The 23546-nt window shown below is 56.0% G+C and carries 27 protein-coding genes; 10 read left to right on the top strand and 17 right to left on the bottom strand.

What is annotated here, in order from left to right:
- Positions 1-66 precede the first annotated feature (66 nt).
- The 6 genes from ACEWL3_RS15925 to ACEWL3_RS15900 form a co-directional block, all read right to left on the bottom strand.
- Positions 67-495, bottom strand: coding sequence for a GNAT family N-acetyltransferase (locus ACEWL3_RS15925; RefSeq protein WP_386180726.1), 429 nt, complete (start codon positions 493-495; stop codon positions 67-69).
- Positions 492-1103, bottom strand: coding sequence for a tRNA (adenosine(37)-N6)-threonylcarbamoyltransferase complex dimerization subunit type 1 TsaB (gene tsaB, locus ACEWL3_RS15920; protein ID WP_386180729.1), 612 nt, complete (start codon positions 1101-1103; stop codon positions 492-494). Before tsaB ends, ACEWL3_RS15925 begins: the two co-directional genes overlap by 4 nt.
- Positions 1096-1656 carry a NifU family protein gene (locus ACEWL3_RS15915; RefSeq protein WP_386180732.1) on the bottom strand — a complete coding sequence of 187 codons (561 nt, stop codon included), beginning with the start codon at positions 1654-1656 and terminating at the stop codon, positions 1096-1098. The genes tsaB and ACEWL3_RS15915 overlap by 8 nt, the downstream gene beginning before the upstream one ends.
- A gap of 179 nt (positions 1657-1835) precedes the next feature.
- Positions 1836-2294, bottom strand: coding sequence for a universal stress protein (locus ACEWL3_RS15910; RefSeq protein ID WP_386180734.1), 459 nt, complete (start codon positions 2292-2294; stop codon positions 1836-1838).
- A 109-nt stretch (positions 2295-2403) separates the two neighbouring features.
- Positions 2404-3279 (bottom strand): branched-chain amino acid aminotransferase, encoded by an 876-nt coding sequence (locus tag ACEWL3_RS15905; protein ID WP_386180737.1) that lies wholly within the window; start codon positions 3277-3279, stop codon positions 2404-2406.
- Positions 3280-3291: 12 nt separating this feature from the next.
- Positions 3292-3522, bottom strand: coding sequence for a DUF8831 family protein (locus tag ACEWL3_RS15900; protein WP_114877743.1), 231 nt, complete (start codon positions 3520-3522; stop codon positions 3292-3294).
- Between the two features lie 126 nt (positions 3523-3648).
- On the opposite strand from ACEWL3_RS15900, the gene ACEWL3_RS15895 reads away from it, so the two are divergent.
- Entirely contained in the window at positions 3649-4377 is a 729-nt protein-coding gene (locus tag ACEWL3_RS15895; RefSeq protein WP_386180740.1) for a M48 family metallopeptidase, read from the top strand.
- Here ACEWL3_RS15895 and ACEWL3_RS15890 read toward each other — a convergent pair.
- Positions 4374-4553 carry a CBU_0592 family membrane protein gene (locus ACEWL3_RS15890; RefSeq protein WP_435001170.1) on the bottom strand — a complete coding sequence of 60 codons (180 nt, stop codon included), beginning with the start codon at positions 4551-4553 and terminating at the stop codon, positions 4374-4376. The two genes, ACEWL3_RS15895 and ACEWL3_RS15890, sit on opposite strands and share 4 nt — an antisense overlap.
- 104 nt (positions 4554-4657) lie before the next feature.
- Here ACEWL3_RS15890 and ACEWL3_RS15885 point away from each other — a divergent pair, with 104 nt between their 5' ends.
- A complete protein-coding gene (locus ACEWL3_RS15885; RefSeq protein ID WP_386180745.1) occupies positions 4658-5020 on the top strand; it encodes a YigZ family protein in 363 nt (120 codons plus the stop codon).
- Here the strand turns inward: ACEWL3_RS15885 and trhA are convergent.
- Both trhA and ACEWL3_RS15875 read right to left on the bottom strand, forming a co-directional pair.
- Positions 5008-5637, bottom strand: coding sequence for a PAQR family membrane homeostasis protein TrhA (gene trhA / locus ACEWL3_RS15880; RefSeq protein ID WP_386180748.1), 630 nt, complete (start codon positions 5635-5637; stop codon positions 5008-5010). The genes ACEWL3_RS15885 and trhA overlap by 13 nt on opposite strands.
- A 71-nt stretch (positions 5638-5708) precedes the next feature.
- On the bottom strand, positions 5709-6077 hold the full coding sequence (locus tag ACEWL3_RS15875) for a hypothetical protein (RefSeq protein ID WP_386180750.1): 369 nt from the start codon (positions 6075-6077) through the stop codon (positions 5709-5711).
- Between the two features lie 486 nt (positions 6078-6563).
- Here ACEWL3_RS15875 and ACEWL3_RS15870 point away from each other — a divergent pair, with 486 nt between their 5' ends.
- Positions 6564-6962, top strand: a complete 399-nt coding sequence (locus ACEWL3_RS15870) for a surface-adhesin E family protein (protein WP_435001149.1) — start codon at positions 6564-6566, stop codon at positions 6960-6962.
- 120 nt (positions 6963-7082) lie between these two features.
- Here the strand turns inward: ACEWL3_RS15870 and ACEWL3_RS15865 are convergent, their stop codons facing one another.
- From ACEWL3_RS15865 to ACEWL3_RS15830, 8 genes are all read right to left on the bottom strand, one after another.
- Complete coding sequence (locus ACEWL3_RS15865; RefSeq protein ID WP_386180756.1) at positions 7083-8405, bottom strand: PQQ-dependent sugar dehydrogenase; 1323 nt, start codon at positions 8403-8405, stop codon at positions 7083-7085.
- Positions 8406-8439: 34 nt separating this feature from the next.
- Complete coding sequence (locus tag ACEWL3_RS15860; protein WP_386180759.1) at positions 8440-8754, bottom strand: c-type cytochrome; 315 nt, start codon at positions 8752-8754, stop codon at positions 8440-8442.
- Between the two features lie 891 nt (positions 8755-9645).
- Positions 9646-10797, bottom strand: a complete 1152-nt coding sequence (locus tag ACEWL3_RS15855) for an alpha-hydroxy acid oxidase (RefSeq protein ID WP_386180762.1) — start codon at positions 10795-10797, stop codon at positions 9646-9648.
- Positions 10797-11540, bottom strand: coding sequence for an SDR family oxidoreductase (locus ACEWL3_RS15850; RefSeq protein WP_386180765.1), 744 nt, complete (start codon positions 11538-11540; stop codon positions 10797-10799). The genes ACEWL3_RS15855 and ACEWL3_RS15850 overlap by 1 nt, the downstream gene beginning before the upstream one ends.
- A 10-nt stretch (positions 11541-11550) precedes the next feature.
- On the bottom strand, positions 11551-12315 hold the full coding sequence (locus tag ACEWL3_RS15845) for an SDR family oxidoreductase (RefSeq protein ID WP_386180768.1): 765 nt from the start codon (positions 12313-12315) through the stop codon (positions 11551-11553).
- Between the two features lies 1 nt (position 12316).
- Positions 12317-13627: a M24 family metallopeptidase gene (locus ACEWL3_RS15840; protein ID WP_386180771.1), complete on the bottom strand. Its 1311-nt coding sequence runs from the start codon at positions 13625-13627 to the stop codon at positions 12317-12319.
- A gap of 62 nt (positions 13628-13689) precedes the next feature.
- Positions 13690-14499 (bottom strand): SDR family NAD(P)-dependent oxidoreductase, encoded by an 810-nt coding sequence (locus ACEWL3_RS15835; protein WP_386180773.1) that lies wholly within the window; start codon positions 14497-14499, stop codon positions 13690-13692.
- 24 nt (positions 14500-14523) lie between these two features.
- Positions 14524-16263, bottom strand: coding sequence for an ABC transporter substrate-binding protein (locus ACEWL3_RS15830; RefSeq protein WP_435001145.1), 1740 nt, complete (start codon positions 16261-16263; stop codon positions 14524-14526).
- A 313-nt stretch (positions 16264-16576) separates the two neighbouring features.
- Here ACEWL3_RS15830 and ACEWL3_RS15825 point away from each other — a divergent pair, with 313 nt between their 5' ends.
- From ACEWL3_RS15825 to ACEWL3_RS15795, 7 genes are all read left to right on the top strand, one after another.
- Positions 16577-17542, top strand: coding sequence for a sugar ABC transporter substrate-binding protein (locus ACEWL3_RS15825; protein ID WP_386180779.1), 966 nt, complete (start codon positions 16577-16579; stop codon positions 17540-17542).
- A 76-nt stretch (positions 17543-17618) separates the two neighbouring features.
- A complete protein-coding gene (locus tag ACEWL3_RS15820; protein ID WP_386180782.1) occupies positions 17619-18416 on the top strand; it encodes an SDR family oxidoreductase in 798 nt (265 codons plus the stop codon).
- A gap of 45 nt (positions 18417-18461) precedes the next feature.
- Complete coding sequence (locus ACEWL3_RS15815; RefSeq protein WP_386180785.1) at positions 18462-19436, top strand: ABC transporter permease; 975 nt, start codon at positions 18462-18464, stop codon at positions 19434-19436.
- A 12-nt stretch (positions 19437-19448) separates the two neighbouring features.
- Positions 19449-20450 carry an ABC transporter permease gene (locus ACEWL3_RS15810; RefSeq protein ID WP_386180788.1) on the top strand — a complete coding sequence of 334 codons (1002 nt, stop codon included), beginning with the start codon at positions 19449-19451 and terminating at the stop codon, positions 20448-20450.
- Entirely contained in the window at positions 20447-21961 is a 1515-nt protein-coding gene (locus tag ACEWL3_RS15805) for a sugar ABC transporter ATP-binding protein (protein WP_386180791.1), read from the top strand. Before ACEWL3_RS15810 ends, ACEWL3_RS15805 begins: the two co-directional genes overlap by 4 nt.
- 1 nt (position 21962) lies before the next feature.
- A complete protein-coding gene (locus ACEWL3_RS15800; protein WP_386180794.1) occupies positions 21963-22826 on the top strand; it encodes an NAD(P)-dependent oxidoreductase in 864 nt (287 codons plus the stop codon).
- On the top strand, positions 22823-23533 hold the full coding sequence (locus ACEWL3_RS15795) for a ThuA domain-containing protein (protein WP_435001143.1): 711 nt from the start codon (positions 22823-22825) through the stop codon (positions 23531-23533). The genes ACEWL3_RS15800 and ACEWL3_RS15795 overlap by 4 nt, the downstream gene beginning before the upstream one ends.
- Positions 23534-23546 lie beyond the last annotated feature (13 nt).

Genomic DNA, 23546 nt, shown 5'->3' with positions numbered 1-23546 from the left:
ATGATCAGGTGCAAATTTGGTCGTAGTCGGGGGGGAGGGTCAACAGCTTTCTGACACCAAGGGCTGTTATTCTGTGCGCTGACCGAAGGTAAGGGCGCGCTGCATGATCAATGCGTCGGCGACAGAGCCGTCTTTGCGGGCGTAATAGGCCGGGCGGGTGGCGATGGTGGCAAAGCCCAGATCAAGATAAAGCGCGATCGCGGCTGTGTTGTCGGCCGCAACTTCGAGAAACGCGGTGTCTGCAGATTCTGTCGGCGCATCCAACCAGCGGCAGAGCAACCCGCGCGCGATGCCTATGCGCCTGTGACCGGGATCGACGGCCAACGTCAATAATTCGGTTTCGCCTGCCACCGAGCGGGTCAGGGCGAAACCAAAGGCATGCGTAAACGCCTGCACAAATGGGCTCTCCAACAGATCAGAAAATTCCGCCGTATTCCACGCGCGTTCCTGATCGAATGCGCGCGCATGCACCGCCGCCATCTCGTCCGCTGTCATGACAAAATCACGGGCGCGGGATCACGGCTCGGTGCCGCATCCGCAGGCCGCAGATAAAGCGGTGCCGGGCGCATTGTCTCGGTGAGGAAGCGGGTTGCCGCCAGCCTTGCGATTGCCTCAGCAACGGGGTGCACGGGGGGGTGCCCACCGGTCCCAATCAAGGGCCCATCAAAGGCAGGCAGTTCTGCTACCGGATATTGCCCAGGATCAGAAAGGTTCGGGTTCTCATAGCCTTGCAGGTAAACCATGTCGCGTCGTGCATCCACGGCGCAAGCACAAGGCCCCTGTGTTCCAAGGCGCAATGCGTCAAAGGCCGACACTCCAACCGCTGGCACCCCAAGACCAAGCGCGAGGCCGCGCGCCGCGGAGACAGAGATGCGAATGCCGGTGAAATTTCCGGGGCCAATGCCGACCCCGATGGCCGACAAATCTGAAACTTTAATATTCGCCTTGGCCATCAGCTCGCTACACAGCACCAACAAACGCTCTGCCTGACCTTTGGCCATGGGTTCCACCACGCTTTGCAGCACCTGATCACCCAACAGCAAAGCGGCCGCGCAATGCGCGGCCGATGTATCAAACGCCAAAACAAGTGGTGTGTCAGGCAACCGGGCGCACCTCGGTCACTTCCGGAATATAGTGGCGCAGCAGGTTCTCAATGCCCATTTTCAGGGTCAAGGTCGACGACGGACAGCCCGCACATGCGCCTTGCATATGCAGATAGACAACGCCCCGATCAAATCCATGAAAAGTGATGTCGCCGCCGTCCTGCGCGACCGCAGGGCGCACACGGCTGTCCAGCAACTCTTTGATCTGATTTACAATTTCACCGTCCTCGCCATCGTGCGCTGCATGGCCTGACGTGGCCTGATGATCGGCTGCCATCACCGACTGACCAGATTGGAAATGTTCCATGATGGCACCCAGCAATGCTGGTTTGATATGGTCCCAGTCAACTGTGTCGGCCTTAGTGATTGTCACAAAATCCGTCCCAAAGAACACCCCCGCGACGCCGTCTATGGCAAATAGGCGCGTGGCCAGCGGTGAACCGCCCGCGGCATCAGGGGTTGGGAAATCTGCTGTGCCAACCTCCAGCACTGCCTGTCCGGGAAGGAACTTGAGTGTTGCTGGGTTTGGTGTGGATTCGGTTTGAATAAACATGGCAGTTTCCTGTGCTTGGCGCAGCTTTGATATGCGCTTTGGGGATCGTGAAGTCAAGGTTTGGAACCATTCTAAATCGACCTGCCGCACGGTTCGCAACCCTGACGTAGGAATCACAAAGCCGTTCGAAAATGATTGCCCGGCGAACCGTCAGGTCAGGCGTTTGTCGTGCTATTGATTTACGTGATGGCCTCAAGCCGATCTTTGCTCAGGTCACCCGGCACAATCGTGATCGGGACTGGCAGGGTTCCGGCGCTGCGTGACAATTGCGTTACCAGTGGGCCGGGACCCTTCTTATTGTCAGCACTTGCGCCCAGCACCAGCACTCCAACATCTGGGTCCTCGATCACATATTTAATGATCTCGTCTGCGGCCACGCCTTCGCGTATCACCAGTTCTGGATCGACGTTTTGTTTGTCCCGCATCCATTTGGCAAACACTTCAAAATGCACTTCAATGCGTTCACGCGCTTCTTCACGCATGATGTCGCCGACACCGATCCAGTGGTTGAATTCATCCGGTGGAATGACCGACAAAACCGTTACACCGCCCCCGGTGTGCGCCGCGCGCAATGCCGCAAATCGCATCGCATTCAGACATTCGGTGCTGTCATCAAGGACAACGAGGAACTTACGCATGAGAGGTCTCCCTTTGGCCCCGGATCATGGCGTCAGAAGCTGCGTCGCGCAATCGCAAACTACGTCTGGACGGGTCATGAGCGGGTGACTGGACTGGCGCTTTTTTGGCTTAGCGCTCGGATGCGGCCCAATCCCAATACATCTCCCGGACCCGCCGGGTCACCGGATTTGCATTCGGTCCGATCTGATACTGGGTGTCATCAAAGGCTTTGACAGGGGTGACTTTCATCATGTTGCCAGACAAAAATACCTCGTCCGCGTCATGAAAATCATCAAAGGAAAGCACCGCCTCGTGCACTTTCATGCCATCTGCGGTCATGTTTTTCATATGGCGCGCACGGGTGATGCCAGCCAGAAATGTACCATTTGGGATCGGTGTGAACACCTCACCGTCTTTGACCATGAACACGTTGGCTGAAGCCGATTCCGCGACATTGCCCATCGCGTCGGCAACCAGCGCATTGCCAAAACCTTTGCTGCGTGCCTCAACCATCATCCGTGCGTTGTTGGGGTAAAGGCACCCGGCCTTGGCGTTGACCACGTTGTCTTCGAGCACGGGGCGGCGAAACCGGGTGCGGGTCAGGGTGGTCGCGGCCTCAGGCGGGGCCATTGGAATCTGTTCGAGCGATATGGCAAACCCTGTGGCCCCTTCACGCGGCACGATGCCCAGTTCGTCACCCGCCAAGGCCCAATACATCGGGCGAATATAGACGGCGGCGTCGCGCGGATAGCTGGCCAGCCCTTCGCGCACAATGGCCACCATATCGGCGGTCTGGACCGTTGGCGTGATCATCAAAGCGCGCGCAGAGCGGTCAATGCGTGCGCAATGCGCCTCAAGATCCGGGGACAACCCATTAAAAAGCCGCGCGCCGTCAAACACGGTGGTGCCCAGCCATGCACCATGATCTGCCGCCTTGATGATCGACATGTCGCCGTCATGCCAGGTGCCGTCGAAATAGGTTTTGATATTGGTGCCGGTGGCCATGTTCGGTTTCCTCTAAGGCTTGCTGCGGTAGATGCCTTCGGGCAGGTTGAGGGCGTCCGTCAACTCGCGCAACTGAGCGGGTGACAGGGTGATCTTTTTGATCTGATCGGTGCGCGGATCCCATTGCTCAAAGGTGATCTCGCTTGCAAAGGCATGCACAGTCACATCCTCTCGCAAAGGAGCGTCGCCTTCGTCAATCAAAGTGATCACTGTCGCGTCAAATTCGTGTTCGATGGTAAACATAATCTAAACCTGTTCTTTTCAGCGGATCATTGCAAGGATCGGATTCAAAGTGCTGTGATCGGGCTGGTCCTCGCGCGCGAGCGTGCTAAAACACATCCAGAGCAGGCGCAGCCCAGAGGAACAGAAATGAGAATAACCAAAGCCCTTGGAACAATTGCGGCGGTCGCCTTTTTGGCAGCCTGCGAAGTCACCACAGTTGGGCCGGGTCCTTCAGGCCCCGTTGGCCCGGCTGCCGCCCCGCAGCCAAGGACCGGAACGCTTTCCGCCTCGCAAGCGGCGCGCAGTTTCGTGAATGTCGTCAATACCCTTGAACCTGTGGCCGAACGCGAATGCCGCGCGCGCACCACTGGGGTGAACTGCAATTTCAACATCGTTGTCGATGACCGCCCCGGACAGCCCGCGAATGCGTTTCAGACCTTGGACAAACAGGGCCGCCCCATTGTTGCCTTTACGCTTGCCCTGATCGCGGAGGCGCGCAACGAGGACGAACTGGCGTTTGTGCTGGGTCATGAGACGGCGCATCACATTGCAGGCCACATCGGACGCCAGCAGCAGAACGCTGTTGCGGGCGCTGTTGTTGCGGGTGGTCTGGCCGTTTTGTTGGGCGGTGACAGCAGTGCCATTGAGGCCGCTCAGCGCACAGGTGCCCAGGTTGGTGCGCGCAGCTATTCCAAGAATTTTGAACTTGAGGCCGACGCGCTGGGCACGGTGATTACCAAGCGGGCGGGATATGACCCGGTGCGCGGCGCGCAGTTCTTTGCGCGCATCCCTGATCCGGGCGACAGATTTTTGGGAACGCATCCACCCAATGCATCGCGGCTCGATACCGTGCGCCGGACGGCTGCTGGTCTTTAGATCGGTTTCGGCGGTGGCTTGGTCAGATTGAGGGCGATGCCGATCAGGGGCTTCAAGACCCAAGAGATATGGATCAGCGCTGCGGCGAGATTGAAGCTGACGGTCAGACTGGTCAACTCGCGGATGGAAGCAGTAGGGTTGAGCGCTAAAAACTGCACAGAATGGCCACACAGCACCCGCGTGAATATTGGTCGCGTCAGGCAGATGTTAGGCGATCGCCTATGGCGAAAAACCTTGCCTAAGCGCACGTTCTTGGGTCACAGCGGGCTAAGGGGCAAATATGTCAGCGTTGACTAAGCTTGGTAATGTCCTATCTGACCGCGGGTCAAAATATGCGGTCTCGGGTGGACTCGTTCAGGACCGCGCAGGCGTTGATTCGGCGCTAAAGGCGCTGAAAAGAGACAAATCATACGCAAGAGCGACCCATAATACATGGGCGGTTTTGCTGTCAACATCCGGCGCGCTTAAGGGTGATGATGGCGAGGCGGGCGCTGGGATGGTGATTGTGCGCGTGCTCGAACGCGAGGGGCTGCATAATCATTTGATCATTGTGACGCGATGGTTTGGTGGCAAGCATTTAGGCGGGGATCGGTTTCGCCATGTTCAGACCTGCGTGCGGATGTATCTTGATCAGGTGGTCTGAACACTGAGGCTGATGGCCGAAAAAAAGCAGATTGAAGCGATCAGGACAAATACATGCCAGACCGCATTTTGATAGGGCATGCCGTCGCGTTTGTAGATGACCGTGCCGACAGAATAAGTCAGCCCGCCGATCCCAATCAATGCAACGGCCATGCCCGGCAACCTGTCCAACATGGGCCAGACCAACAGCACAGACAGCCATCCCATACCAAGATAAAGCGCCAGTGATCCGCGCGCGTCGGTACGCCAAAAGAACAGTTTTGCAATGGCCCCAAGCACCGCCAATATCCAGACAAGACCAAGGATACCATAAGCAAACCCGGTGCCAATGATCATGACAAGTGGGGTATAAGTTCCTGCTATCTTGAAATAAATTGCCGCATGGTCGATCCGGCCCAGCAGGGCGCGGGTCTGTTCAAAAGGCATCAGGTGATAGACCGCCGATGCGGCAAAAGCAAAGATCATGCAACCCGCATAGATCGCCGTGGCGACCGTAGTTGCGTCTGTGCCCGCAGCTTGCATCAGCAACAAAAAACTTGCCGGAATGGCAAAGGCCAATCCCGCGAAATGCACGGTACCATCGGCCAAAGTTTCAGCTGGGGACGTAGGGTAGGGCATGACCAGATGCTAGCACCAGATGATTAAGAGACCATGCATGACTTTGCGTCAGTATAACGTCGGTGCTGGGATCAGCGCGGTTTGTTGCCATCAATCCACCGCGACATCAGGGTTTTGTCGTGAAAACACTCGCGCGGCACGTCTCGGCGCTTGAGCCGGGCAATGCGTTCGGCAAAGGCGACCTGCTTGGACGACGGATAATTGTCGAACTTACCCTTGGGCGCTGGGGCTTTGTGCGCTTCGATCCATGCCGACAGCTTGGAACGGTCCTGTGTGATCCCCTGTGGCAGGGCCGTGTGGGATTTTGCGGCCAGAATACGGGCGTAAGCGATCTGTTTTTCCGTGGCGGCCAATGGCTGCGTCAGCGGCAGGTCATGCTGCACAGGTGTAGCCCCTTGGGCAGGGGTAAAGATGCCGGGAAACTGGGGTTGAAAGGACATTTCAGCATTCCTTGTTCTCATATTGTTAATATATAGAACATATAGGGAACATTTGCAAGAGGGAGGGTGAACCTGTTCTGCTCTATCTACCAGATGTGGGGTATGACGCGGCCACAGCAACTATATGAGCGGAAATTGGCTTAGGATTGCAGTTTCTAACGCTTCAATTTGCACACTGGCACAGACTTCGCCCAACTGCCCGCAGGACTGGGGTGCTTTGCGGGCAAACTTGCCATTTGATTTCTGGGTGCAAAGGTCCGCTGTGGGCGCTTTGCGGCGGCACCGCAAAACACCACAGGTTGTATGTTTTAATACGCTGTATTTGAATGTGTGGCAAGCTATCTGGGCAACTGCGGACAACCGACGTTTATCAAAGTTCGCCATCGCCAAAGAGCCGAGTAGGGACCCATTGATACTACCAGAAAAGTGACAATTATTTGCTGGCCACACCTGGGAAACTATAAAAGACTAATCCGTATGAACGGAATGAGGATAACAGCGTTATTGATTTTTTCCGTCGCTTTTGCGGCCACAAATTGTAATGCATTGGCTGGTGATGCGGGAGACGGCGAATGGGTCATGTACGTAGAGAAAGCGAATGGCGATCAATATTTTTATGACCCGTCTCGCGTGGAGCGGATCGATACCCTGCGTCACGTTTGGAGTGGGATTCGATACAAAACGTCCGTCATGGGTGCGTCCAGCTTCCTAAGCTTTTTGGAAATCAATTGTTCTGAGCAGACGCAAAAGATCTTGCAGAGTACTTTTTTTACAGATGCGCACTGGGAAAATGCCGCAATGAAAACGGACACCAAGCAAAAGCCGAAGAAAGAGATAGCGGTTGGATCTGCAACGGAACGCCTGGCTCAGATAGTGTGCAGCTGACAGATGGTTTGGTCGTCAGGTACTTTGAGCCAAGCGCATTGTCCGTCTGAACAACAAATGCCCGCGGTGTCTAAATACCGCGGGCACTTCATTTGAATGGTTATCTGCAGGTTCGAGGACTCACCTCATGCTTTCCGCCGTGACCTTGTAAATATCACCGTCATCCGTCGCGACGTATAGCGCGTTGTCGGGCCCCATGACCAAGCCACGGAACCTTGTCGAAAATCCAAGCGGCATGCGCGTGATCCCGTTGATGCCCAAACCATCGGGCGTGAGGCTAATCATGTCGATCCGCGACCCCGGAGGCGTGTCACCAAAGCCGATGCCCATGATACCGACCGCCAAACGCCCTTCGTAAATGCCCCAGTTGCTGCCTTTCAGGAAAGCTGCAGAACCGGTGCCTTGCGAGAAACCATTGTTGTTCCAGCTTGGTGGCATCAAGTCGTCGAAGCGCGTGTCGCTCATTGGGGTGTACGCAGCACGAACCGCAGGGTCCATACCTTCCAATTGATTTGGCTCGTACCCACAGTACTCATCGGGGCATTCGCCGCGACCCCCAGTGTTCTGCGCGGGATCCCAGCCGGCATTGCCGCCATTCACAAGGGCTGTGATCTCATCGTTGTGCCAAGGGCCGTGCTCAGCGGTGAACGCTTTACCGTCGCTTGGACGAAAATCGATTCCTTGAACATTCCTGTGTCCGTAGGTGTATATGCGCTTGTCAAAGCCTTCAGGCGGATTGTTCTCCGGGTGCGCATTCCCGTTCATATCGATCCGCAGAACTTTCCCACAGAGCAATGAGCCATCCTGTGGACAAATCCCGCGATGGCGGTCACCGCCAGCGACCCAAAGGTACCCTCCCGGCCCCACGCGGATCCGACCGCCATTGTGTGCACCGGGGCCTCCAAAGGGCTGATCTGACTCCAACGGCTTGTATTGAATGTCCGTAACGATATCCGTTCGATCAGATACGCTCGTGAGGTCATCGCTGACTTTGAACCTCATGACGATGTTGCCGTCGCATTTACCAAAGTTGGTCTCGCAACCATCGCCGTGATATTTGTTCGAGGTCGAATAGACGTAAAGGATCCGGTTATTGTCGAAGTGACGATCCGCGACGACGCCAAGCATACCAGCCTGTCCTTCGCAAAACAAATCGCTGCCACTATCGGCGTAGCCCGTACTGTCCCGCATTCCGTACAAGGCATGCACAGTTCCATCAGGGGTTCTTACCGACAGGCCCTTGCATTTTTCGGTGTAGAACATCGAGCCGTCTGAAAGAAACGCCATGTCCCAGGGATTCTCGAGTCCCGCAAGGACAATGGTTGGTGAAATCTTTGGAACGTCCATGCCTTCGTGATTATCTGCCTGGGCAGAAAGCGGCAGTCCAATTGTCAAAGCAGCAGCCGCTAGTTGAGAAACGAACTTACTTTTTAGCGTTTTCATGTCTTCCTCCCTAGAGATTAAATTTCCTCGCTCCTTACTCCGCGCCCTGCAAATACGCGGCTAAGTTGTCGATTTCTTCGTCGGTCAATGGCTTTGCCTTCATGATCATCAAGGCTGAGTTCGGGCCTTGCTTGAGACCTTCTCTGTACGCTTTTAGTTTTTCCGTCGTGTAGGAAATCGGATTACCAGAAATCTTGGGAAAGCTGGCAGCGCCCTTTCCGGCTTTTCCATGACAGGAAATGCACGTCTTCTTGTATTTGGTTTCTCCCAGCTCTTTGTCAGCGCCGAACCCTTGCTCCGGGACGGTCAATGCCAGGAAAAATGCGATTGCACAGGTAAGTTTATACAAAAATTCACCCCTCTTGTCATCCTTGGAGGCTGTCCCGCCGCAGGCTGTGCGATCTTGTCACATAGCTAAAGAGAGCAACAAGCCCCCGACGGTAATACCATTTTTGATTCTGTCAAACACATTCAATCTGTGCTCGGATAGGCCGCAGAAACTGTCTCATTCGTTGCGCCGAGAGCGGGTCACCCGGTCGTATTCGGTACTCTACATGATCGGAACCCCTTTTAGAGAAGTCTCGATCAGTGGCTCAGACAATAGGGCGAGGCGTGCGCAGCGAAGAGATGAATTAAGGTCCACTTGGCACACACACTTCGCCGCCATTCACGCACTTTGCAACATTTGTAGAACCGCGCCCCCGAAAGCGGCCGCTTCATAAATGCCGTAGCTTCAACCTTTTCACATTGATGACTCGGAGACCGGACGATTGGACGTCGGAAAGGGTCGTCAGATGAAGGTTCTGAACGACTGCAGAGAGCCCGGAGTTCCGAATTCTGCGCCCTGCAACAAGGCCTAAATTCCGTTTCGAAGTGGTCATTCGGAGACGTGCATTGCGTCTTTTCAGTGATGCGCTGGGCAGGTTAATTTTTATATTCAATAATTTAAGTGGTGTCGTGTGCACTATGTGTATGCCTCGAGATCGGCCTGTGTCGCGTCACGTGGATACTCTACGGTTCAAATTTTTATCGAATTGTGGGTCATTTCAGCGAAAAGCTCACTATTCCCCAAAGACCGTAAAAGGATGATTTCCTTTTTTTGAGATGTGTTTAAAAAACTTTGGGCAGGATATTACATTGGAGCTATCGGTGATGAGAAAGTCAGTTTTCGTTGACGCATAAGCTAGCGTATGTGAAGTCTGCGACAAAGTTTTCTCGAGGTGATGTAAGGGCAAGGGCCCTAAGACGTCGTTTCTTTGAGAGTGCTAAGTTCAGACGAACCAACGGCCCTAAAAGTCGAGATACCAAGCTGACCTAAAGCGCGGACCAATTCCAACTGTAATATTTCAAATGCCCGCTGAGCGCCTGCCTCACCACCTGCGCCAACGCCATAGGCGAACGCGCGGCCTGCAAACGCAAAGTCAGCCCCAAGGGCCTTTGCGCGCAGAACATCCGCGCCGCGCCGGATACCACTATCCAGGATAATGGTCATGCGGCCTGCGACGGCGTCGGCAATGGCGGGCAATGCTTCGATCGTGGGCGGGCCAAAGGCGACCTGACGCCCGCCATGGTTAGACACGACAATTCCGTCGCAGCCCAATTCGGCGCAGGCCACGGCATCTTTGGCATGCAAGATGCCTTTGACCAAAAGCCTGCCTTTCCAGCGTGCACGCAAGCGTTTGAGGTCTTCCCAGGTGAACCCCGGTGTAATCAGTGTTTTTTGCACATCCGCGTATGACGTCGCACTTTGCAAAAGGTCGGCATAGTTCGCCACGTTTGGCGTGCCATGTTTCAGGCTGGTCAGCGCCCAACGCGGGTTGGCCAAACATTGCAGGATCACTTCGGGCGTAAAACGGAAGGGCACGGCAAGCTGGTTGCGGATGTCGCGGTCGCGCTTGCCTGCGGCGGGGACATCGGCGGTGACCATCATCGTGGTATAGCCAGCCGCTTCGGCACGTCCGATCAGGCCTTCGGTCACTGTTGCATCGCTGGACACATACAACTGGAACCATCCATTGCCATCTGCGGCTTCGGCAAGCTGTTCCAGCGTGGTCGAAGAGGCGGAACTGGCCGTGTAGGGGATGTTTTGCGCCTTACACAGCCGTGCGAGCGTCAGGTCGGCACCTGGCCAGAAGGCGTTAAGCATACCGATGGGGGCCATGCCAAACGGCACATCAAAGGTTTGCCCGAATACGGTCGCGCTGGTGTCGATGTTGGACACGTCTACCATGTAGCGGGGCGTCAGCTCTACTTCTTCAAAAGCTTCTGTGTTGCGGCGCATATTGCGCTCATTTTCGGCACCGCCATCCACCAGATCAAACGCAAAGCGCGGGATGCGGCGTTTGGCGCGCAGCCGCAGATCATCAATTGAAGCCGCGCGGTCCAGTCCCATCAGATTGACCACCCACCATCAACGGCAAAGGACTGACCAGTGGTGAAGGCGGACAAGTCGCCCGCAAGGTAGCAGACCATTTCCGCGATTTCTTCGGGCTGGCCAAGCCGTCCCATCGGCTGGCGTTCCTTGAACGCGGCGAGGGCTTTGTCGAAGTCACCTGTTGCGGTCAGACGGTCATTCAAAGACGGGCTTTGTACGGTGCCGGGGCAGATTGCGTTGCACCGGATACCGTCCTTGACGAAGTCAGCCGCGATGGCCTTGGTCATGCCAATGATCGCGGCCTTTGACGCGCCATAAGCGAAGCGGCGCGGCGCGCCTTTTTCACTTGAGACGATAGAGGCGATGTTGATGATCGACCCGTTCTTATTGGCGAGCATTCCGGGCAGCACGGCCTTTGTGATGCGGTACATCGCCTTTGCGTTCAGATCGAATGCGCGGTCCCAGACATCTTCGTCGACATCAAGTATCGTGCCGTCATGCACCCATCCAGCGCAGTTCAGCAATATATCGACGGGTGCGACCGACGCGACAAGCGCTTTGACGGCCTCAGCGTCCAGCACGTCCAGCGCGTGGCCCGTGATGTTGGGTGATGTTCCCGCCAGATCGGCAACCAGATCGCCTTTCAGATCGGTGGCAATGACCTGTGCGCCCCGTGCGGCGAGCGCTTCGGCGCTGGCACGCCCGATGCCTGCACCCGCCGCAGTGATCAGAGCGGTTTTGCCTTTAAGTGATTGTTCCATAGTCTCTCTCCTAACGGGCGAGCCAGCCGCCATCGACGGTGACCACGCTTCCGTGGCAATAGTTGGCGGCGTCAGACGCAAGAAAAACCGCAGCACCTGCGATTTCTGAAGGTTCGGCAAAACGGCCCGCAGGAATACGTTCAAGCAGCGCCTTTGAGCGGCCCGGATCGTCGCGCAACGCTTGCGTGTTGTCTGTGGCAGTGTAGCCCGGTGCGATGCTGTTGACGTTAACACCGTGCGGTGCCCATTCGTTGCAAAGTGCCTTGGTCAGGCCGACCACCGCGTGTTTGCTGGAGACATAGGCCGGAACACGCAGGCCGCCTTGCGATGCGAGTACAGAGGAAACGATGATGATTTTGCCTGAGCCTTGGGCCACCATGCGCTTGCCCGCCGCCTGAGACAGCAACCACACGGATTCAAGGTTCACCGACAGCACGCGCCGCCAATCTTCAAGCGGCATGTCAGTGCTGTCTTCGCGGTGGATGATCCCGGCGTTATTTACCAGAATGTCCAGCCCCCCCAAGGCGTCGTTGGCAAAGCTTACCACGTCCTCGGCTGCGGCTTCATCCATGCCGGAGAAGTCAGCTTTCACGGCAGCACCTTTGACACCAAGTGCCTTGATCTTGGCAAGGGTGTCGTCAGGTTGATGGCTGCGATAGGTCAGCGCCACATCGGCCCCGGCGGCAGCAAGGCCGAGGGCAATGCCCTCGCCGATGCCGGTTGCGCCGCCGGTGACCAATGCCTTGCGACCGGTCAAATCGAACGGGTTGCCCATATCAGTACCGGTTCGCGATCGGCAGTTCTTCCGCTGGGAAAAGACTGATGACCTCGCAACCGTTTTCCGTCACCACGACTTCTTCCTCGATCCGTGCGGCTGAATAGCCGTCGGTCGCGGGGCAGTAGGTTTCCAGCGCAAAGACCATTCCGGTCTTGATCTCCATCGGGTGATCCATCGACACCGCGCGGCTGATGATGGGCCGTTCGTGCAATGCAAGGCCAAGACCATGACCGAATTGCAGTCCGAAAGCCTGATCTTCGCTCGCAAAGCCAAGCTCTTGGGCGGTTGGCCAAACCTCGGCCACCTTGTCGGTGGAAACGCCGGGTTTGATCATCGCGATCGACGCGTCGATCCACTCGCGCGCCTTCACATAGGCGTCGTTCTGTGACGGTGTCGCGCGGCCAACGTTGAACGTGCGGTAGTAACAGGTGCGATAGCCCTGGTAGGATTGCAGGATATCAAAGAAGGCCTGATCGCCTGGCCGGATCAGCCGGTCTGTAAAGTTATGCGGATGCGGGTTGCAACGTTCACCGGAGATGGCGTTGATCGCCTCGACGTCGTCTGACCCCATCTCGTAGAGCATCTTGTTGGACAGGGCGACGATATCGTTTTCGCGGATGCCGGGTTTCAGCTCTTCGTAGATCATGTGGTAGACGCCATCGACCATGGCGGCCGCCTGGGTCAAAAGCTGGATTTCATCCGTGTTTTTGATTTCGCGCGCCGCCAACATGATCTGCTGACCATCGACCACATTGAGGCCTTCCTGTTGCAATGCGTGGAACATTGCCGTCTCAGCATAATCCACGCCAACCGGCATATCGGCCATACCGGCATCGCGGATCAATCCGGCGATCTGTTTGGCGTACTTCTGCATCAATCCGAATTCCGGCGGTATGGTTCCTCGCATGCCAACAACGCCAGCAAGGCAGTGGCTGGGCTCCAGCCAGTCGGAGTGCCGTTTGTGGTGTTCTGCGGCTGATCCAAAATCCCAGACATAGGGGCTGTCGTCACCTGTCAGCAGACAGAAGCGGCACATCTTGTCGCGTTCCCATTCGCCGATCTTGGTGGCCGAAACGTAGCGGATATTGTTTACATCGAATAAAAGCAGCGTGCCCGCGTTCGAATTTATTAGAGACTGACGCGTTCGCGCAAGGCGGTAGCGACGCAGGCGGTCGTGGTCGATGCGGCGTTCAAAATCCACGGACATGTGACCATGGGCAGGCAACTTGTCGCGCCATTCCCAGTTGGGTTCAAGATCCATTGGGGTGAGCAAGTTTGGCATTAAGGCATTGCCTGGACGTTCTGACATTGAAGTCTCCTTCGGGGCGCTTGGCCCCATCCTGAATTACGGTTTTAAAAAGGGGGTCGGCGTTACTGGATGCACCAGCCGCCGTCGACATGGATCATCTGACCGGTCATGTAGTCGCTGTCGTCTGACGCGAGGAAGGACGCGGTGCCGACGATGTCTTTGGGGTATGACACGCGCTTGATCTGAAGCGCATCGCGCACGATGTCTTCGTAGGCCTGGCCTTCTTTTTCTTTGAAACCGATATCAACAAGGTCCTTATCGAGCTGTTCCCAAAGCGGGGTCACAACGACGCCAGGTGCATAGCCATTCACGGTGATGCCGTGCTCGGCCAGACCAATTGCGCCACAATGGGTCAGCGCAAGGCAGCCATATTTCGACGTGCAGTAGACCGTGACATCCACCAGCGGCTTGCGCGATGCGATTGAGCCGACGTTTATCAGTTTGTAGGGATGCCCCTCCATCGGACCCTGTTCGATCATCTGACGCGCGGTTTCCTGCATGCCCAGCCACATCGCCTTGGTGTTGACGTTCATGATCATGTCCCAGTTGTCTTCATCGATATCCATGAAGAACCGGGGTTTGTTCAGGCCAGCGTTGAAGACACCGATATTGATGGACCCGAAGGCTTTGACCGTTGCGGCCACGGCAGCGGCGTTGTCTTCGCGTTTGGTGACATCCATCTTGACCGCTATCGCCTTGCCATTGCCGGCTGCGTTGATCTCATCCGCGACGTTTTTCGCCATGTCGAGGTCCAGATCACCGATGCAGACGTTGGCACCCTGTTCGGCAAATGAGCGTGCGTTGGCCTCACCCATGCCGCGCGCAGCACCTGTGATGAGAATGTTTTTACCTTTGAGGCGGTTGGGGTCCATGGGTGTCTCCTCCTGACGTCATGATTATGGTGGGGGTGATAGGGTTGCGTCCGCTCTCTCTTGGGCGCGGCGCAATGCGTCTTGCGGGCTGATGATGCCGCGCAGCATGTCGTGAAATTCTTCTCCGCAAATCTGGATGACTTCGTTGATTTCGGGGATCGGCGGCCTTGGCCAGAACTGCAGTTCGTCGCGCCAGGACATCCCGTCGACCGCTTCAAATATCGGGGACAGACGCCGCACATCGGGGTCTGAGCCAACGGAATAGCGTGGGTTGGTACGGCTGCCGTTCTGAACATACAGCTTTTGTGCCGTGGGGGAGGTGAAGACCAGCAAGGCCTCGACCGCCGCTGCAACGCGTTCTTTTGGCAGGTTGGCCGGTATCCCCATCACATAGCCGCCAACAGGGGCGATGGGCACCCCGTTTGGGCCTGCGGGGTGCGGCAGGTATCCGGTTTGATCCTTGGCAGGCGACGCGTCATCAAGTTCGAAATAGGGGGCAAGCAGCGTGTACCCGTACGCCATCGCGATCCGCCCTGCGGCATAGGGGCGAATGCGTTCATACCATGACATCGACAGAATATCGGGCGGCGAATACTTGAGCAGCTCGCTGAGGAACTCCGCCGCTTGCAGACCCGCTGGCGTGTCAATGGTGAAGCGGTATTTGCGGTTCGCAAGATGCTGCGTTTCATAACCGCCTGCATTCGGCGTCAAGTCCAGGATGGGTTGCCCGAAATCTGCCAGTGTCATCAGAACTGTGTGACCCAATGCTGTCCCGCGCGCAGCATTCCAAGCAATGCCATGCAGTCCATGCTGCGGATCGTGTAGCGCCTTCGCGGCATTCAGAAGCTCTTGCGTGGTTGTGGGTGGCTCAATGCCTGCCTGCGCAAAAAGATCTTTGCGGTAGAACAGCAGTTCCGGGGTCGTTTGCGCCGGGATTCCGTATGCGCGACCACCCCAATGGGCGGCTTGCCAGCCGGCCGTATGAAAATCCGACGGGTCAATACGGGCAATATCCATAACCTCATCAAGGGGCATCAAGACGTTCTTTTCAGCGAACCCGCCGACCCATGGCAGATCAACGGCGATGATGTCGTAAATGCTCGACTTGCGGCTTGCGTTGCGCATCGTTTCTTCGCGCAGGCGATCAATAGAAAAGGCGCGTTGATGAATTTGCGTGCCGATCGTCTGTTCAAACTGGCGTTTGAGGTTGTCCATCACCATGAAGGTCGGATCGCCATGCACCAGAACACGCAGCCCCCCCGCCAACTTGAGCGGCTCGGCAAGGACCTTCATCGGAGGGATCGATTTCGCGCTCAGGTACGATCCGCCAAAATAGTAGTCTGAGGTTTCTGCTGCTGCGGCCCCGCCAAATTGCGAACTTGCAAGGCGGTGTACGCGGCTGGTTAGCTGTGTCCATTGATCCAACAATTGAACGCTCGGATGTAGAGAAAAGCTTTTTCCTGTAACGGTGCGCGGTCGCTGATCAATCAGTCCGGCCTCCTGCATGCCCTTTATGCGGCGATTGGCCGTTGCGTAGGGCGCGCGGCTGGCACCAATCAGGGATGTCATCGTGGTGAGCCGTCCTTCCAGATGACCACGGATCAGATGCATCGTGATGCGCAGGTTCGGTGTCGATGCAAACAGCTCAGACGAGTTTTCCAGCTCATCGCCGAGATCTTCCATAAAGGAAAGAACGGTCAACATGTTGGCCTTTGCCTGAGGTGGCATGAGCTGATTGAAATTCTCCCCCCTCATGACATTCATACCCTCTGCCGCTGCCTTCCAATTATTGTAGCGATGACGCGACTGGCCTCGACCACGTGGTTTGTCCGTTTCGGATGATTTTGGAATCGTCACAAGTCGCACCTCATATTGATGTCGGAGTAACCTCCAAATGTATCGCAAAAATATCCAAAATGGATATAAGAATATCCAAATCGAATATTATTCTGGAGGTTATGCTGGTGGGCGCACGGCAAGGTGAGGGTGATCATATCGGTATGCCGAATGGTGATTCCCCCCTTGGGAGAGTGGGGACCAGACAAAAAAGTCTAATAAGTTCTTGGAGGAGCTCACTATGAAACTACGCACAATTCTGACTACAACTGCCGCGACGACAGCACTGACCGTGGCAGGGGCGGCCTACGCAGACGGCCACAGCCCGATGCGCATCGGCATCACGCAGAACAACGTCGGCGTCGACAGCTACCAGACAACATATGAAAAAGCATTCATCGCCGCAGCCGAAGCGAACGATAAGGTCGAAGTCGTCGTTCTGGACGCCGGTGGCGATGTCGCCCGCCAAATCGCCCAGATGGAAGACCTGATCCAGCAGGAAGTCGATGCCATCATCATCTGGCCAACAAACGGTGAAGCGGTGATCCCTGCGGTGCGCAAGGCGCATTCTGCTGACATTCCGGTTGTTGTAACCAACTCCAACATCGCCGAAGCTGGTTTCCCATTCGTCGCGACGTTCTCTGGCCCTGATAACATCACACAAGGCTCACGCTCTGCCGAAATCATGTGCGATCGCTTCAAGGCATTGGGTATCGAGAACGAGGCCAAGGTTGTCCACATCACTGGCCAGCCGGGCTACACGACCGCCATTGAGCGCGCGAAGGGCTTCAACGACCGTCTGCCCGAAGTCTGCCCAAATGTAGTGCAGATCGACGAGCAGCCCGGTGACTGGAACCGCGAAAAGTCGCAGCAAGTCATGGAGGCCTTCCTCGTCAAGTATGACGACATCGACGGCGTCTATGCTGGCGATGACAACATGGGTGTTGGCGCAATGAACGCCGCGGTGGCTGCTGGACGTGAGGGCATCACTTTCGTCGGTGCAACCAACTTTGCAGTTGGCTATGAGGCAATGGCCGCAGGCACATACTGGGGTTCGATCTACCAGTCGCCTGTTGATGACGCAGAAGCCGCGCTGAAGTCCGCGATTGATCTGCTTAACGGCGAAGAGCTGCCTTTCCTGAACTACTTCGATACACCGAAGATTACTCAGGACAACATGGGCGAGTTCACAAAACCCGTGTTCTAAACATCTCCCGTGTTGCGGGGCGCTTCGGCGCCCCGTTTCAATTCTACACTCAATATAGTTTTACGGGGGTAGCGTCATGGGGCGTGTGACTGGGCGGTCTTGTATTGTGACAGGTGCGGCGCAAGGTATCGGGCGCGCAATTGCCGAGGCATTGCTGGATGAAGGCGCTGACGTATGTTTTGCGGACATCAATGGCGATAAGGTCGCGCAAGTTGCGGATGCAAATGCTGAAAGAGCAATCCAGTATGGCGGCAAGGCCACCCACGCCCCGGTCGATGTAACGGATCGTGCATCGGTCAAAGCGATGATCGCGCATGCGGTCCAGATCTTTGGCAAGTTGGACGTAAAATTCAATAATGCCGGCGTGAACCGCCCGATGAATTTTCTTGAGGTGACTGAAGATAACTGGAATTTTATCATGGGGGTTAACGGCCTGGGCTGCATGATCGGTATGCAGGAAGCGGCCCATCAGATGATCGCCCAAGGCACCGGGGGCAAGATCATCAATACGGCCTCGATCGCGAGCCGTCAGGGATTTGATAATGTTGCCCCGTATTGTGCCAGCAAGTTCGCCGTCGTGGCGCTGACCCAATCGGGCGCGCGCGATCTGGCAAAGCACAACATCACCGTCACAGGCTTTGCGCCTGGTGTGGTAGCCACGGAAATGTGGGAACAGGTTGATCAGGACCTGATGAAGATTGGTGCCGCAGACCGACCCGGACAGGCGATGGAGGAGTTTTCATCAGAAATCCTGCGCGGGCGCGTTGCCAGTACGGAAGATATTACCGGAACGACGACCTATCTGGCGTCGAAGGATAGCGATTACATGACCGGACAAATCGTCATGATCGACGGTGGGATGACCTTGGTCTGATAGAGAGGCCAGAAATGGCCGGGCCGAGGCCTTTGGGAGGGAAACATGGCGAGCATGTCAAAAGCAGACATTGGGCGATTTCTAGCACGGCAGGGCATTTTGATTGCTTTTGCGGTTTTCATCATCGGGTTCACGTTGGCCAACGAACGATTTCTAAGTCCCGACAATGTGATGGGCGTGATACGGTCTTCTGCCATTCTGGGGGTCATGGCGCTTGGCGTGACATTCGTTGTCATCAGCGGCAACCTCGACTTGTCGGTCGGTTCAATGATGTCGTTCTCGACGATTGTGGTGCTGGATCTGCATGACAAGATCGGCCCCGCACTTGCCATTCCCGCCATGTTTGCAATGACCCTGTGTCTGGGGGCGTTCATCGGGTTTCTGGTAGGTTATCTCAAGCTGAACTCTCTGATTGTAACCTTGGGCATGTTGTCGGCAATTCATGGTCTGACGCTGACCTATTCGGGTGGTCAGAACATGGACATCGTTGACAAGGAAGGCACCTGGTTTGGCGTTTTTGGACAAGGGTCTGCACTTGGGATTCCAGTGCCTATTCTCATTTTTGTGGCTTTGGCTGCGCTTTTGGGGATCATATTGGCAAAAACGCCCTTTGGTCGCAAAGTCTACGCGGTCGGTGGCAACGGAACTGCCGCGACCTTTTCGGGGATCAAACGGGCGCGCGTGGTTTTCCTGTGCTATGTGATGTCCGCGTTTTGTGTGGCCGTTGCTGGTCTCATTCAGGCAAGCCGCTCTTTGGGGTCGCAAAACACCGTTGGCCAAGGGCTTGAACTTGACGTTCTTGCAGCTGTGATCCTGGGCGGCGCGTCCTTGCTCGGCGGGTCGGGCACAATCTTCAAAACTGTGATCGGCGTACTGATCCTTGGATTCATCCAGAACGGGCTGCTGCTGGTCGGGCTTCAGTTCTATGTCCAGTTCGTCGTGACATGGGTCATCATCATTCTTGCGGTCTGGCTCGATATTGCGGCCAAACGCGGCAAGCTGTGGTCAAAAATCGCGTAGGGGAGCGGAAAAATGGAAGCTGGAAAACTGTCCAAATTTCTCAAGAACGGCGCGATCTGGGGCTTTATTTTACTTGAGCTGATCTTCTTCAGCGTTGCGGGCGAATTCTTTTCGTTGTCAGACAAGGCGTTCATGGACGCCGACAACATGCTGCTGCTGCTCAAGCAATCGGCCCCCATCGGCATTATCGCCATGGGCATGACGATCATCATGGTGAACGGGAATATCGACCTGAGCGTCGGAGCTATCTTTGCGCTGTCGGCGGTCATTCTGCTCGACAGTATGACGTGGGACGTCTTTGCCGGTCTGGGCGATTGGGTCATCCCAGTGTCGTGGGGGCTGGCATTGCTGACGGGTGTCGTCTTGGGTGCGATCAACGGGTTGATCGTCTGGAAAACGGGCGTTGATGCGTTCATCGTAACGCTGGGTTCCATGTTGGGTTTTCGCGGATTGGTTTTCATGTACAATGGCGAAAACCCTACTTCGAGCCTGAACTGGACCCTGGTAGATCTTGCCGAGGCGCAATTTCTGGGACTGCACACGGCAACTTGGTTTCTTGCTGTTGTAACGCTCGTGATCTGGTACGTGATGACGCGCACAGTGCATGGGCGCAACGCTTATGCCATCGGAGACAACCGCGAGGCGGCAGTGAACGCCGGTATCAAGGTCGGGCCGCACATGTTGATCAATTTCATGATCATAGGCTTTCTGGCGGCCTTGTCAGCGGTGGTTTTCTATTCTGAATCTGGTTCGGTCAATCCAAACGATGGCCAACTTTATGAGCTTTGGGTCATCACGGCCGTGGTTCTTGGTGGAACCAAATTGACGGGTGGGGCTGGGTCGATCATCTCAACGTTGGGCGGAGTTCTGGCCATCCAATTGCTGCGCAAGGGTTTGGGCCACATTGGTGCAGATACATCGACCGTCAATCTTGTCATCGGCCTGATCCTGATCGCCGTCCTGTTCCTTGACCGCCAGTTGAACACCAAGGGCAAAGAGGAGTTGAAGATATGACCGAACAAACACCTGCCCTGCGCCTTGAAGGGATCGTCAAAACCTTCCCCGGTGTCCGCGCGCTCGATGGCGTTTCATTTTCGGTGATGCCGGGCGAAGTCCACGCGCTGATGGGTGAAAACGGTGCCGGGAAATCGACCTTGATGAAGGTCCTGGGCGGTATCTACCAGCCCGAAGAGGGCCAAATCATTGTTGAGGAAGTGCCAACTGTCATGACCTCGCCCTTGCAGGCTAAATCCAAGGGGATTGTGTTTATTCACCAGGAACTGAGCCTCGCGGAAGAGCTGACCGTCGCAGAAAATATCTATCTGGGTGAGTTGCCGCGCCGCTCTTTCGGGCGGGTCGATTGGGCCACGCTTTATGCGCAAACCGATGCGATACTTGAAAAGCTGAAGGTGGGGTTCAACGCTAAAACCATAGTTGGTCATCTGTCCATCGCCAACCAGCAGATGGTCGAAATCGCCCGCGCGCTTACCGTGGACGCAAAGGCGGTTATTTTTGACGAACCTACGGCCTCCCTGACCGACGCCGAAAAGGTCGTTTTGTTCGATGTCATTTCCGACCTGCAAAGTCAGGGTGTGGGGATCATCTATATCTCTCACCGGATGGAAGAGATTTTCAAAATCACCGACCGGATCAGCGTTCTGCGGGACGGGTCGTATCGCGGCACGCTGGAAACCCGCGCCACAAACGAAGAAGAGATCACGCAATTGATGATCGGCCGCGCGCTCGATCTGTCGCGTAATACAAGCCATCACGAGCTGGGTGATATCGCCCTTGAAGTGCGTGGCCTGTCCTGCGGAGACTTGTTCAATGACGTCAGTTTTGAGGTCCGCCGTGGTGAGGTCTTGGGGTTTTACGGTCTGGTCGGGGCAGGGCGCACCGAGATCGCAGAGACCTTGTTTGGCTTGCGGGACCCCAGTGCCGGCACTATTCTGCTTGACGGCAAAGAGGTGCGCATCTCCTCCCCCGCCGATGCAATCAGCAAGGGCATTTCTCTGGTGCCGGAAGATCGCAAGGGCCAAGGCCTCGTGTTGGGTATGAATTGCCGTGACAACATGACCCTGCCGCAGGTGGGCGATCTGTCATCCGGTCCCTTTGTCGCCACCGGCGCCGAGACAAAGATTTTCGACAAATACAAAAACAAGCTCGACATTCGCACGCCGGGATGGAAGCAGACGGTGGGCAACCTGTCTGGCGGCAACCAGCAGAAGATCGTCATTGGCAAATGGCTGTCGATGCATCCCAAAGTGCTGATCGTGGATGAACCGACGCGCGGCATCGACGTGGGATCAAAGTCCGAAATTCACAACCTGATCCGCGAATTGGCGGCGCAGGGCTACGCTGTCATCGTGGTGAGTTCCGAGATGCCGGAGGTGCTGCATGTCAGCGACCGGATCGTCGCGATGTTCTCTGGCAAGGTGATGCGGACGTTTACGTCGGAAGAGGTCACCGAGGAGAGCCTTATTCAGGCGATTTCAGGGATCATTGCTAACGATAAGGTCGCCTGAGATGCGCATTGGCTTTGCTGGTTTGGGCAGGATGGGCGCACTCATGGCCCGCAACCTGATCGCAGCCGGTAATGAGGTGTTTGTCTGGAACCGTACCGAGCAAGCGGCCATAGATTTTGCTGTGAACGAAGGTTGTATAGCCGTGCCGACCCCTTCCGATCTGATGGCGCAAGTGCAGTTCGTGGTCACCATGTTGGCCGATGACAGGGCATCTGAAGCTGTGCATCTTGGCAAAAACGGATTGTTTGCCTCGGCACGCAGCGCGACCTTAGTAGAAATGGGCACGATGAGCCCTGACCATATCGCCGAATTAGTTGCAAAAGCTCCGAAAGGTATCCGGGTGATCGATGCACCCGTTTCCGGCGCGACGCAAGCCGCTGCTCATGCAGACCTGCTCATCATGGCCGGATGCCATAACGAGGACGCAGATCTTGCGGTCATATTCGATGCGGTAGGTCGCGAGACCATCTATCTCGGTCAGTCCGGGTCGGGTGCAGTGATGAAGCTGGTGGTGAATTCACTGATCCACGGGATCAATCAGACCCTTGCCGAAGCAATGACCTTGGCCGAAGCATCTGGCATCACGTCCGAGGTCGCGTTCGATGTGATCGAAGCCTCCGCCGCCTGTGCGCCAATGCTTAGATACCGACGTCCGCTGTATCTGAACGAAGCGGACCACGATGTGACTTTCACGGTGGCACTGGCCCGCAAAGATATGGAAGTGACGGCACAACTTGCAAATCGGCTTGGCTCTGCGATGCCGCAAGGCCGGACCACCTTGGCCAAATTGATCGAGGCGGAAAAGGCAGGGTATGGTGCCCGCGACATGGCGTCGATGTTGAGCTTCATGCGAAAGGACACATGATGAAAGCGGCGCTATTCGTTGGCGGATGGGAAGGCCACACGCCGACCCAATTTGCGGATTGGTACAAAGACTTGCTGGAAGCCAACGGTTTTGAGGTTGATGTTTATAACACGCTGGAACCCCTCGCGCAGCCCGAACGCTTGGCGGATGTCGATTTGATCACGCCGATCTGGTCTTCTGCGCGCTCAGGTCACCAGGAAGAATTCGGCAACATGACCAAACCGCAAGAAGACGGTTTGTTAAAGCTGATCGCTGACGGGTGTGGGATTGCAGGATGGCACGGTCACATGGGGGACGCGTTCCGCGACCGCCCGACCTATCACTTTCTGATTGGTGGCCAGTTTGTGGCGCATCCGCCCGGATGGCCTGACAACCTGCAGCCGCGTGAAGACTACGTCGATTATGACGTGACGATCTGCAAACCAGAAGATCCGATTGTGCAAGGCATCAAGAGCTTCCGCCTGAAAACCGAGCAATACTATATGCTCGTCGATCCATCCAACGACGTCCTGGCGACCACGACATTTTCGGGCGACCATCTTTGGTGGATCGAGGGCACCGTGATCCCCGTTGTCTGGAAACGCCGCTGGGACAAGGGCCGCGTGTTCTATTGTTCAATCGGTCACGAACTGGACGACCTGAAGGTGCCGCAAGTCACGGAGATCATCCGCCGCGGGGCGCTGTGGGCGGCGCGTGGTGCAGCCTGAAGAAACCGAATCT

The sequence above is a fragment of the Sulfitobacter sediminivivens genome (assembly GCF_042611115.2).
Lineage (GTDB): Bacteria > Pseudomonadota > Alphaproteobacteria > Rhodobacterales > Rhodobacteraceae > Sulfitobacter > Sulfitobacter sediminivivens.
This window is presented reverse-complemented; position numbering and strand designations above follow the sequence as displayed.